Below are 10,657 nucleotides of genomic sequence, written 5' to 3' on the forward strand. Positions count from 1 at the left end.
CGCTTGTGGGTGATCTCCGACAGCGGGTTGGTCTGGTCCATGAACTGCGAAAGCTGCGACGAACCGAAGAACTCGCGCACCGCAGCGGCCGCCGGCTTGGCGTTGATCAGGTCCTGCGGCATGACGTTGCCGATCTCGACCGACGACATCCGCTCCTTGATCGCCCGCTCCATGCGCAGCAGGCCGATGCGATACTGGTTCTCCATCAACTCGCCGACCGAACGGACGCGGCGGTTGCCGAGATTGTCGATGTCGTCGATCTCGCCCTTGCCGTCGCGGAGCTCGAGCAGGGTCTTGATGACGGCAAGGATGTCCTCCTTGCGCAGCACGCGGACCGTATCGTCGGTATCGAGGTCAAGCCGCATGTTCATCTTCACCCGGCCGACCGCCGAGAGGTCGTAGCGCTCGGGATCGAAGAACAGCGACGTGAACATCGCCTCCGCGGTGTCGATCGTCGGCGGCTCGCCCGGACGCATGACGCGATAGATGTCGAACAGCGCGTCCTCGCGCGACTCGTTCTTGTCGGCCGCGAGGGTGTTGCGGATATAGGCGCCGGTGTGGATGTGGTCGATATCGAGAATCTTGAGCTCGTCGTAACCGGCTTCGACAAGCGCGGTCAGGAGCTTCTCGGTGATCTCGTCACCGGCCTCGGCATAGATCTCGCCGGTCTCCGGATTGACCAGCTCCTCGGCGACATAATGGCCGTAGAGATCCTCGTCGGCGACCTTGAGCGCCTTGACGTTCTTCTCCGCCAGCTGGCGGGCGCCGCGGGCCGTGATCTTGTGGCCGGCCTCGACGATCACCTCGCCGCTATCGGCATCGATCAGGTCGTTGACGGCCTTGAACCCGCGCATCCGCTGCGCGTTGAACGGAAGCCGCCATCCGCCTTCCATACGGGTGTAGGTGATGTTGTCGTAGAAGGTGCTGAGAATCTCCTCGCCATCGAGGCCGAGGGCGAAAAGCAGGGACGTGATCGGGATCTTCCGGCGACGGTCGATACGCGCATGCACGATGTCCTTGGCGTCGAACTCGATATCGAGCCAGGAACCGCGATACGGAATGATCCGCGCGGCAAACAACAGCTTGCCCGATGAATGGGTCTTGCCCTTGTCGTGATCGAAGAACACGCCGGGCGACCGGTGCATCTGGGAGACGATGACCCGCTCGGTGCCATTGACGATGAACGTGCCGTTGTTGGTCATCAACGGCATTTCGCCCATGTAGACTTCCTGCTCCTTGATGTCCTTCACCGACTTGGCGCCGGTGTCCTGATCGACATCGAACACGATCAGGCGAAGCGTCACCTTGAGCGGAGCCGAGAAGGTCATGCCGCGCTGGCGGCACTCGTCAACGTCGTATTTCGGCGGCTCGAAGTCGTAGCGGACGAACTCGAGCAAGGCGGTATTCGAGAAGTCGGAAATCGGGAAGACGGACTTGAAGACCGCCTGGAGTCCGTCGTCGCCCCGGCCGCCATCCGGCTCGTCGACGAGAAGGAACTGGTCGTAGGACGCCTTCTGAACCTCGATGAGGTTCGGCATCTCGGCCACCTCCCGGATCGAGCCGAAAAATTTGCGCACTCGCCTGCGGCCGGTGAACGTCTGAGTCATGTCCACTCCTGGTTCGATGTAAACGGCTGTCCGGAAGGTCGAGGAAACGGCCTTCGGGACAGCAGTCCCCTTGTCTGACACCACGGACGGAACGCGCCGACGGCCCGCCGCCTTCCGTCTTCGATCGCTTGGCGGCGAGCCGGAGCCCGCCGCCAAGTGAAATTCCCGTCTACTTCAGCTCGACCTTGGCGCCGGCGGCCTCGAGCTGAGCCTTCAGCTTCTCGGCCTCGTCCTTGGCAACGGCTTCCTTGACGGCCTTCGGAGCGGCCTCGACCAGATCCTTCGCCTCCTTCAGACCAAGCGAAGTGATCGCCCGGACTTCCTTGATGACGTTGATCTTGTTCGGGCCGACTTCGGCGAGAACGACGTCAAAGTCGGTCTTCTCTTCCGCGGCGGCCTCGCCACCGCCCGCGGCACCGCCGGCGGCCATCATCGCGACCGGAGCCGCTGCGGAGACACCCCACTTCTCTTCGAGCAGCTTCGATAGTTCGGCGGCCTCGAGGACCGTGAGCTGCGAAAGCTCGTCTACAATCTTGGAAAGATCAGCCATTTCATTGATTCCTTTACGATTCGAACCTCTGGATATCCAAGAGCCGGCTTATGCCGCCTCACCCTGCTCGGCATAGGCACCAACAACCCGCGCGACCTGACCGGCCGGCGCGCCGAGAACCTGGGCGACCTTCGTCGCCGGTGCGGCCAGCAGCCCCACCAGCTTGCCCCTGAGCTCATCGAGCGACGGCAGCGCCGCAAGCGCTTTCACGCCCTCCGGATCGAGGTTGGTCACGCCCATCGCGCCGCCAAGGATCACGAGCTTCTCGTTCCCCTTGGCAAATTCGACGGCAATCTTGGGCGCAGCAACCGGATCGTCCGAATAGGCGATCACCGTCGGACCCTGGAACAGGTCCGATACATGCTCGACGTCAGTACCTTTGAGGGCGAGTTTGACAAGACGATTCTTGGCAACACGCATACCGGCCCCCGCTTCGCGCATCTGCGCCCTGAGGGACGTCATCTCCGCGACCGAAAGGCCGGTATAGTGGGCGACGACCACGACGCCGGTATCCTTGAATACCGACCCAAGGTCCTCCACGAGCTGGCTTTTTTCCGCTCTATCCACTTGCCTCACTCCACTTGGCGGCCACTTGGGGACCGCCGGTTTCACCTGTCCCGCCGGTCGAAACCGGCACGACATTCCAGCCTGTCCCCCAGCCGGCGTGGAGAAACGCCGGGCTGAGCCACGAAGAGGTTCGAACCGGAAACCCCGGTTCCCTCCCGTCTATTGCAGGTCTCATTCGATTAAGCCGGCAGCCGGCACCCGCAGTCTCGGACAGGATCGCCAACCCGGTTTCCAGCCGGATCGACGGTGCGCACTCGACAAAACGCTGTGTAAGTCGTTGCCTCCCTTGAATTAATCCGTAGGATATTCAAGAAAGGGTCTCACCACCGTGATTTAGAGGGACGCACAAAGGCACGCCGTCCAAAGGGCCGACGCGCCCAGAAGGGGTATTTAGAGACTCTCAAGCCTGTTGCCAAGTCTCTTTTTCTAGATCAGCGGACCCGATGAAGGAAATCGTTCACCGGGCCCCTGAATTCAGGCGCTCAGCGTGGCCGGATCGACCTTCACGCCGGGGCCCATGGTCGAGGAAATCGCGACGCGCTGGACGAAGGTCCCCTTGGCGCCCGACGGCCGTGCCTTCTGCACCGCATCGGCGAAGGCCTTGATATTCTCGACGAGCTTCGCATCGTCGAAACTGGCCTTGCCGACGCCGGCGTGGATGATGCCGGCCTTCTCGACACGGAACTCGACCGCGCCGCCCTTCGCCGCCGCGACCGCGGCCGTCACGTCCTGCGTCACGGTGCCGACCTTCGGATTTGGCATCATGCCGCGCGGCCCCAGAATCTTGCCGAGCCGTCCGACCAGCGGCATCATGTCCGGGGTCGCGATGCAGCGGTCGAAATCGATCGTCCCCTTCTGGACGATCTCGACCAGATCCTCGGCACCGACGACATCGGCTCCGGCGGCCTTGGCCTCGTCGGCCTTGGCTCCCTTGGCGAATACACCTACGCGGAGCGTCCGGCCCGAACCATTCGGCAACTGGCAGACGCCACGCACCATCTGGTCGGCGTGACGCGGATCGACGCCGAGATTCATCGCCACCTCGACGGTCTCGTCGAACTTGGCACCGGCGCGCGACTTCACCAGCTTGACCGCCTCATCGACCGGATAAAGCTTCAGCGGCTCGATTCCTTCGCGGGCAGCCCTGACCCGTTTTCCATGATGTGCCATGATCTCAGTCCACCACCTGCAGGCCCATCGACCGGGCCGAGCCTTCAACCATCTTCATCGCGCCCTCGACGTCGACCGCATTCAGGTCGGTCATCTTCTGCGCCGCGATCTCGCGAACCTGATCACGCGTCACCTGGCCAGCGGCGGCGCCACGGCCCGCCGTCGAGCCGCCCTTCTTCAGTTTTGCCGCCTTCTTGAGGAAGAAACTCACCGGCGGGGTCTTCATCTGGAAGGTGAAGGATTTGTCCTGATAGTAGGTGATCACCACCGGGATCGGCGCGTTCTTCTCCATCTCCTGGGTCTGCGCGTTGAACGCCTTGCAGAACTCCATGATGTTGATACCGCGCTGACCCAGCGCCGGCCCGATCGGCGGCGACGGGTTGGCGGCACCGGCGGGCACCTGCAACTTCAGAAAACCTGCAACTTTCTTTGCCATCGTCTGTTCCCCTTGACGCCGGCCAGGCCGGCAGGAATGGCGTGGTCCGGATAAGGCGCCTGGCAAGCGCCCTCACCTCCCACACCCGCTTTCACGGTCAGATCGCCTGGATCTCCCCGTATCCGGGTACACCGCCGTTTCGCACTATGAGACGGCTTTCTTCATGCCGACAGCGGGCAAGCCCGATATCGCAAGGACCGGTCGCACCCGGAAACCGGCCTCAGATCTTTTCCACTTGCCCGTATTCGAGCTCGACCGGCGTCGCACGGCCGAAAATCGACACGGCAACCTTGAGTCGCGCCCGGACCTCGTCGACTTCCTCGATCTGGCCGTTGAAGGAAGCGAAAGGACCATCGGCGACGCGGACCTGCTCGCCGACCTCGAAGCTGACCGACGGCTTCGGACGGTCCACGCCTTCCTGCACCTGCTGCAGGATGCGGTGCGCCTCGGCCTCGGTGATCGGGATCGGCTTCTTGTCGGCACCGAGGAAGCCCGTCACCTTCGGGGTATTCTTGATCAGGTGATAGGCCTCGTCGGTCATCGCCATCTTGACCAGCACGTAGCCCGGAAAAAATTTCCGCTCGGCATCGACCTTGCGCCCGCGACGGACCTCCACGACCTTCTCCGTCGGGACAAGAACTTCCTCGAACAGATCCTCGAGACCGGTCGCCTGGGCCTTCTCGACGATCGATTCGGCGACCTTGCGCTCGAAATTCGAATAGGCGTGGACGATGTACCACTTCTTTTCCATCGTATCCGCCGCGACTGCCGACATCGTGCGCCTCTCTCACCCACCAACGCCGAGAAGATAGCTGACCCCGAAGCTCATGACCTGATCCGCGACCAGGAAGAAGAGGCTCGCCAGGATCGCCATGACCAGAACCATCACCGTCGAGATCGCTGTCTCGCGGCGGCTCGGCCAAACGACTTTGGAAGCTTCCGTTCGCACCTGCTGGAGGAACGTGAAGGGATTTGTTCTCTCGGCCATAGAATCTCACATAGCTAATGGCGCGCGAACCGTCTCGGCTCGCCCGCCGCGCTTGGGATCGGTTACATAAGGCTTCGCGACAGGATACTCAAGCCTTGGCCGGGGCAATTCCGCAACGACCGGAAAGGCGGCCGCAACGACCAGGCACCCGTTCACGACATGCCGGAATGGCAGGGGCAGAGGGACTCGAACCCCCGGCCTACGGTTTTGGAGACCGTCGCTCTACCAGCTGAGCTATACCCCTAGGCACATTCGGCGCACCAATTACCAGACTTCCGGGTTCGAAGACCAGCGCTTTTCGCCGACGTCCCGGATTTCGAATCCGGAAGCGATCCGGACAGGAGCGTATGGAGGGAATCGAGGCCGGTCACACGATCAGGTCGCCGCCGCCGAGATCGTCGTGGTCGAAGCCCTTGAGGATGATCTTGGTACCCTCAGCCTTGAAATAGGTATGCTTGCCCGAGCCATGGAAGGCATCGAGGGCGTCCGCCTTGGAATCGAAGTCGAAAGCCTTGAGGTTGAGCTTGTCCTTGCCTTTCCCCTTGTCGTTGCCGAAATCGAGCACCTTGTCCTTACCCTCGTGTGGCGCGAAGACGAACTTGTCGCCGTCCTTGCCGCCGACCAGCGTGTCCTTGCCCTTGCCGCCATAGAGCTTGTCCTTGCCGTCCTCGCCCTTCAGCTTGTCCCTGCCGCCGCCACCGTAGATCGAATCCTTGCCGCTGCCGCCGTAGAGCCTGTCCTTGCCCTTGCCGGTCGAGGCAGCGATTTCGTCGGCGAATGACAGGGAGAGGTTGGCCGCGGCACCGGCCGGCGCGCTGTCGCCGTAGATGGTGTCGTCGCCGTCGCCCGCATCGACGATATCGTTGCCGTCGAGGGCGACGACGAGGTCGTCCTGGCCGGTATCCTGGACGAGGATGCCGTTGATGTCATCGACCGCCGCCGAGCCGACCGAAACGAACTGGCCGGTGTCGTAGTCGTAGGTCGGAAGCTTCATGACGACGGCCTCGATGCCGCGGCCGTTGCCGTCGGCCTCGTCGGTGAATTCCTCCCAGGTGAACATCAGCCGACCGTCGGCGAGCTGGACAACCTCGACCTCGCCTTCCTGCTGCGCGTTGAAATCCGCTGCCGGCGAGATATCGAATTCCGGCACCGCCTCGCTACCATCGGCATTGAAGACGCGAGCCCGAATGCCGGCATAGCCGTTTGCCCAGGCGACAAGGAAACGGCCATCGTCAAGGACGATCACGTCGGGCTGCCAGCCGTCGATGGCCGTGGGGTCGGTCGGGTCGTAGGTATTGGCGTTGAAGACGGCGGAAACCGCGCTTCCGTCCGGCCCCAGGACGCGAACCTTGATATCGTTCGCCTCGCCCCACACGACCGCCTGGTTGCCATTGTCGAGGCCGGCGATCTTGGCGTTCCACCGGCTGTTGTTGAGGTCGCCGCTGACGCCGGTGCTGACCTGGTACTCATCGGTCACCGGGGTCCCCGACGTGTCGAAGACCCGGCCCTTGATGTGGTAGGTGCCGTCGGTCTGCCAGGCGAACCCGATGTTGCCGTTGGCGAATTGCGTTACGGTCGGAAACTGCTGGTGATCCAGATTGATCTGGCTCACCTGGAACTCGCCGGTGGCGGGAGACCCGTTGGCGTCAAAGATACGGGCCGATATCTCGAAATAGGTATTGGCGCCGTTTGGCGACGATATCCAGGTCGCCACGAATCCACCGCTGTCGAGAGCGACCACATCGACGTCGCGATCGATGCTCGGGCTGTCCTGATCGAGCGCTATCTCACCGGTAACGGGACTGCCCGTCGGGCTGATGATACGCGCCACTGCCAGCGATTCATCGGTGGCGTAGGTGACAACGGCGTTTCCATTCGCGAGGGCCGTCACAACCGGAGAGATCTGGTAGATGTCGCTGCCGGATCCGTTCGCGGAAAGACCGGGCACCGGGTTGACGCGAAACTCCGGGACGACCTCATTGCCATCCGGGTCGAATATGCGGGCCTTGATGTCGACTTCCGGGTAATCCGGCCCACCGACGACCACCGGCTTCCCCGAATCCCAGACGACCAAGATGTTGCCATTGGCAAGCTGGGCGACGGATGGCCGCCTTTGGTCGTCGGCCGAAACGGAATTTACGAGAAACAGGTTGAAGTCCGATTCGGCCATGTCATCCCCCATGTCTTCGCGCCCTCCGCGAGGGTAGCCGGGATTGTCGGCCCACATCAATAGATTGTCCGGACATGCCTCCCGCGCCGCGTCTGGTCGCCTGGCTCAATCAGCGGCCCGAAGCCCCCGGCGCACGGCATTCGCTCGGCGTGGAAATGACTGGAGCGGGTGAAGGGAATCGAACCCTCGTCATCAGCTTGGAAGGCTGTTGCTCTACCATTGAGCTACACCCGCGCCCGCGTCGGCCGACGGGCCATCGACGCGGAAAGGATGGTGGGGGAGGTAGGACTCGAACCTACGAAGGCGTACGCCAGCGGATTTACAGTCCGCCCCCTTTGCCGCTCGGGACACTCCCCCATCCGGTCGCATGGAACATGGCGGCCGATCCGGCCGGCCGCCATGTTGGCCCGCGGCGCGTGTTATGGCGACGACAATGTGTCGTGTCAACGACCGGCCGGTGCTTTGCACGCGGTTACGGAAGCGTCGCCGACAATTGATTGAGCCGGCCGGCCGGCGCGCCTATAAGCGCCGGCGATGACCAGTCGACACCGCCCTCCCCGCCCGCAAGGCAGGCGCCGCGCACCGCATGGCCCGCGATCGCCGGCGGAACGCCGTCCGGAGACGCTTTTCCTGTACGGTCTGCATCCCGCCATCGCCGCGCTTTCCAATCCGGCGCGCCGGGTGAATCGCGTCCTGGCGACCCCGAACGCGCTTGCCCGCCTGAAGGCCGCGGGTGTTTCGCTGCCGGCCGAGCCCGAGGAGACCAGTCCCCGCGACCTCGACCGCCTGCTCGGCGGCGATACCGTGCATCAGGGCGTCGTGCTCGAGGTCGCGCCGCTCGATCCGGTCGAGATCGGGGCGCTCCACGACAAGCGCCTCGTCGTCTGTCTCGACCAGGTCAGCGATCCGCACAACGTCGGCGCCATTCTCCGCTCGGCCGCTGCTTTCGGCGCGGACGCGGTGCTTTCCACCGCCCGCCATGCGCCGACCGAGACCGGCGTCCTCGCCAAGTCGGCGTCCGGCGCGCTCGACCTCATACCGCTGGTGACGGTCGGCAACCTCGCCCGCGCCCTCGACGATCTCGGCTATGATGGCTTCGTCCGCATCGGCTTCGACGAAGCGGCGGAATCGACGATCGAGGCGGCCTTCACCGGCGCCAGGATCGCCCTCGTCCTCGGCGCGGAGGGCAAGGGCCTCAGGCGGCTCACCCGGGAGAAATGCGACCGCATCGCACGCCTGCCCACCAGCGGATCGCTGGCGAGCCTGAACGTATCGAACGCAGCCGCGCTCGGTCTCTATGTCGCCCGCCGCCATCTCGACAGCCTGGCGTGACGCCACCATCATCGCGGCCGCCTCTCCGCCCACCGCGATCCCTTGCAGCGATTCCGTTGCGCTGCTACGGAGTCCGGGCGTGCCGGCATAGCTCAGCTGGTAGAGCACCTGATTTGTAATCAGGGGGCCACGGGTTCGAATCCTGTTGCCGGCACCAATGATCTCAAAGGTTTAGCTGGAGGCCTCCTCATCAGCCGTCACTCATAAGCAATGCTCTAGGCAATGTGAGGCCAGTCGAAAATGAACACCCCTGCCGAGCGAGAGTTCATCATTTCGGAGATTCAGAAAACCGCCAACGAGAACAGCGGCACACCTCTGGGCCAGAGACGCTTCGAAGAAGAAACAGGGATTGCGATTTCTAGATGGCGGGGCCGCTACTGGCGGAATTGGAGCGACGCACTGAGCGAAGCTGGCTTTGAACCCAACAAGCCGAAAGACCGTACTGACGACGAATATCTAATTCAGAGATTGGCAGCTCTGACGTTGAAGCTGGGTTCGTTCCCCACCTACGCCGATCTACGCTTGGAACGCCAAGCAGATGACACCTTCCCAACCCATCAAGTCTTCAACCGCCTGGGCAGGCACGATGTCCGCGTCGGGCTACTACGCGACTACGCCAAGAAGAATGCCGAGTTTTCCGGGCTTCTCGACTTCCTGCCCGAGGCGGAATTTGAAGCAGAAGAAGGCACCGCGAGTCCTCAACCTGACGGCCTCGCTGAGGGGTTCGTCTATCTGGCTCTGATGCAGGTTGGGAATCAGAAGCGATACAAGATTGGAAAGGCCGTTCTCACGGCGCGTCGTGTCGATCAAATCTCAATTCAGCTTCCCGAAGAACTGAGACTCGTTCACCAAATTACGACCGATGATGCCTTCGGCATCGAGGCGTATTGGCACAAGCGCTTCGCCTCGAAGAATACCAAGGGCGAGTGGTTCTCACTCTCCCGAGATGACGTACGCGCCTTCAAGCGTCGGAAATTCATGTAGACTTCGGGCGGCGGGTCCACCAAGAGACCCGCCGTCCTGAGTTGCGCGGACCGCGAGAGAGAAGGCTTCGCGTCCGCGCTGCTGGCGTTGTTGCGGACACTGTCCAGCTTGTCCGACCGGCTTGGTATGCACGAGATTTGACAGGCTTCTCGCCCGCGCACCGGTCGGGGGGACCGGTCGCGGCCTGCCACCCGGCGGGAAGACGAGCCGCCGGGGAAATCGTCTCACGCCTCCTGATACGCCTTGAACTCGGCGGGGAAACGCTCGCGCGCCTTGGACATCGCCTGCAACCGGGGTAGCCCGTGCCGCTTCGCGATCTCGTCTACGCGATCCTCGAAGGCCAGGACGGTGGCCATGTTCACCGTGCGCGGCTGGGTGGCCTTGGCGCGCGCCTCGTCGCCGGCGGCGTTGTACTTCTAGACAAGCTGGGGATGGCACGGGCGGCGGCGGACATCGCGGCCGACCGGGTCATGCTCTTCTTCTGCAGGTCGGCCACCGCCTCTTCGAGGGTGTCGTGGACGACTACTTCGACGACGGTCCCGCCGAGGGCGGCGGTGCCATCGTTCAAGGTGGCGATGGCCTCGTCGAAGGCGGCACCGCGATCAGTCTTGTCCATTCCTACGCCATCCTCGCCGGATGCGCGCCCACAGCGATCCCCGAGACGATCCACCACCACGAACGACGCGCGACGCTCCTGGTCCGATCCTGACGTTCGCCGATCTCCGGGTCACGCCTTGGATCCTCGTATCCTGCGAGAGTTGCCGGCACAATGCGCCATGGCCCTGGCTCCGTGCATCATCCGGTGGGGACCGGACGCCTCGAGCAACGTGATCCGCCGATCGGCGCGATGCCA

12 protein-coding genes and 4 tRNA genes are annotated in these 10,657 nt (G+C 63.2%); 3 read left to right on the forward strand and 13 right to left on the reverse strand.

Features of this window, described 5'->3' with window-relative positions:
- The 11 genes from KDJ86_RS15930 to KDJ86_RS15980 all read right to left on the reverse strand — a co-directional run.
- Window positions 1-1,607: DNA-directed RNA polymerase subunit beta family protein (locus tag KDJ86_RS15930; protein ID WP_521085304.1), on the reverse strand; the 1,607-nt coding region annotated here is incomplete at its 3' end.
- Between the two features lie 169 nt (window positions 1,608-1,776).
- Complete coding sequence (rplL, locus tag KDJ86_RS15935) at window positions 1,777-2,157, reverse strand: 50S ribosomal protein L7/L12 (protein WP_291748004.1); 381 nt, start codon at window positions 2,155-2,157, stop codon at window positions 1,777-1,779.
- Between the two features lie 48 nt (window positions 2,158-2,205).
- Window positions 2,206-2,724, reverse strand: coding sequence for a 50S ribosomal protein L10 (rplJ, locus tag KDJ86_RS15940; RefSeq protein WP_291748007.1), 519 nt, complete (start codon window positions 2,722-2,724; stop codon window positions 2,206-2,208).
- 474 nt (window positions 2,725-3,198) lie between these two features.
- On the reverse strand, window positions 3,199-3,894 hold the full coding sequence (rplA, locus tag KDJ86_RS15945) for a 50S ribosomal protein L1 (RefSeq protein WP_291748010.1): 696 nt from the start codon (window positions 3,892-3,894) through the stop codon (window positions 3,199-3,201).
- A 4-nt stretch (window positions 3,895-3,898) separates the two neighbouring features.
- Window positions 3,899-4,330 carry a 50S ribosomal protein L11 gene (gene rplK / locus KDJ86_RS15950; protein WP_291748028.1) on the reverse strand — a complete coding sequence of 144 codons (432 nt, stop codon included), beginning with the start codon at window positions 4,328-4,330 and terminating at the stop codon, window positions 3,899-3,901.
- A 220-nt stretch (window positions 4,331-4,550) separates the two neighbouring features.
- On the reverse strand, window positions 4,551-5,081 hold the full coding sequence (gene nusG / locus KDJ86_RS15955) for a transcription termination/antitermination protein NusG (RefSeq protein ID WP_291748030.1): 531 nt from the start codon (window positions 5,079-5,081) through the stop codon (window positions 4,551-4,553).
- Between the two features lie 36 nt (window positions 5,082-5,117).
- Window positions 5,118-5,318, reverse strand: a complete 201-nt coding sequence (secE, locus tag KDJ86_RS15960; protein WP_291748013.1) for a preprotein translocase subunit SecE — start codon at window positions 5,316-5,318, stop codon at window positions 5,118-5,120.
- A gap of 168 nt (window positions 5,319-5,486) precedes the next feature.
- Window positions 5,487-5,562, reverse strand: a tRNA-Trp gene (locus tag KDJ86_RS15965).
- Between the two features lie 123 nt (window positions 5,563-5,685).
- Window positions 5,686-7,488 carry a calcium-binding protein gene (locus KDJ86_RS15970; RefSeq protein ID WP_291748015.1) on the reverse strand — a complete coding sequence of 601 codons (1,803 nt, stop codon included), beginning with the start codon at window positions 7,486-7,488 and terminating at the stop codon, window positions 5,686-5,688.
- 160 nt (window positions 7,489-7,648) lie between these two features.
- A tRNA-Gly gene (locus KDJ86_RS15975) sits at window positions 7,649-7,722 on the reverse strand.
- A 37-nt stretch (window positions 7,723-7,759) separates the two neighbouring features.
- Window positions 7,760-7,845, reverse strand: a tRNA-Tyr gene (locus KDJ86_RS15980).
- A gap of 177 nt (window positions 7,846-8,022) precedes the next feature.
- Here KDJ86_RS15980 and KDJ86_RS15985 point away from each other — a divergent pair.
- The 3 genes from KDJ86_RS15985 to KDJ86_RS15995 all read left to right on the forward strand — a co-directional run bounded on the left by KDJ86_RS15985 (window position 8,023) and on the right by KDJ86_RS15995 (window position 9,804).
- The gene (locus KDJ86_RS15985; protein ID WP_291748018.1) at window positions 8,023-8,820 is read left to right on the forward strand and encodes a TrmH family RNA methyltransferase; all 798 of its coding nucleotides are present in this window, start codon (window positions 8,023-8,025) and stop codon (window positions 8,818-8,820) included.
- A gap of 81 nt (window positions 8,821-8,901) precedes the next feature.
- Window positions 8,902-8,977, forward strand: a tRNA-Thr gene (locus KDJ86_RS15990).
- Between the two features lie 83 nt (window positions 8,978-9,060).
- Window positions 9,061-9,804: a GIY-YIG nuclease family protein gene (locus tag KDJ86_RS15995; RefSeq protein WP_291748021.1), complete on the forward strand. Its 744-nt coding sequence runs from the start codon at window positions 9,061-9,063 to the stop codon at window positions 9,802-9,804.
- 224 nt (window positions 9,805-10,028) lie between these two features.
- Here the strand turns inward: KDJ86_RS15995 and KDJ86_RS16000 are convergent, their stop codons facing one another.
- Together KDJ86_RS16000 and KDJ86_RS16005 are read right to left on the reverse strand one after the other, a co-directional pair.
- Window positions 10,029-10,160 carry a hypothetical protein gene (locus KDJ86_RS16000; RefSeq protein WP_291748023.1) on the reverse strand — a complete coding sequence of 44 codons (132 nt, stop codon included), beginning with the start codon at window positions 10,158-10,160 and terminating at the stop codon, window positions 10,029-10,031.
- Window positions 10,161-10,162: 2 nt separating this feature from the next.
- Window positions 10,163-10,420, reverse strand: coding sequence for a hypothetical protein (locus KDJ86_RS16005; protein ID WP_291748025.1), 258 nt, complete (start codon window positions 10,418-10,420; stop codon window positions 10,163-10,165).
- Window positions 10,421-10,657 lie beyond the last annotated feature (237 nt).

The sequence above is a fragment of the Bauldia sp. genome, assembly GCF_020442045.1.
GTDB lineage: Bacteria > Pseudomonadota > Alphaproteobacteria > Rhizobiales > Kaistiaceae > Bauldia.

Excerpts from the sequence above, each read along its gene's own strand:
- KDJ86_RS16000 (WP_291748023.1), bottom strand. The coding sequence starts at position 10,160 with ATGGCCACCGTCCTGGCCTTCGAGGATCGCGTAGACGAGATCGCGAAG.
- KDJ86_RS15970 (WP_291748015.1), bottom strand. The coding sequence starts at position 7,488 with ATGGCCGAATCGGACTTCAACCTGTTTCTCGTAAATTCCGTTTCGGCC.
- rplK (WP_291748028.1), bottom strand. The coding sequence starts at position 4,330 with ATGGCAAAGAAAGTTGCAGGTTTTCTGAAGTTGCAGGTGCCCGCCGGT.
- KDJ86_RS16005 (WP_291748025.1), bottom strand. The coding sequence starts at position 10,420 with ATGGACAAGACTGATCGCGGTGCCGCCTTCGACGAGGCCATCGCCACC.
- secE (WP_291748013.1), bottom strand. The coding sequence starts at position 5,318 with ATGGCCGAGAGAACAAATCCCTTCACGTTCCTCCAGCAGGTGCGAACG.
- KDJ86_RS15985 (WP_291748018.1), top strand. The coding sequence starts at position 8,023 with ATGACCAGTCGACACCGCCCTCCCCGCCCGCAAGGCAGGCGCCGCGCA.
- KDJ86_RS15995 (WP_291748021.1), top strand. The coding sequence starts at position 9,061 with ATGAACACCCCTGCCGAGCGAGAGTTCATCATTTCGGAGATTCAGAAA.
- nusG (WP_291748030.1), bottom strand. The coding sequence starts at position 5,081 with ATGGAAAAGAAGTGGTACATCGTCCACGCCTATTCGAATTTCGAGCGC.
- rplL (WP_291748004.1), bottom strand. The coding sequence starts at position 2,157 with ATGGCTGATCTTTCCAAGATTGTAGACGAGCTTTCGCAGCTCACGGTC.
- rplA (WP_291748010.1), bottom strand. The coding sequence starts at position 3,894 with ATGGCACATCATGGAAAACGGGTCAGGGCTGCCCGCGAAGGAATCGAG.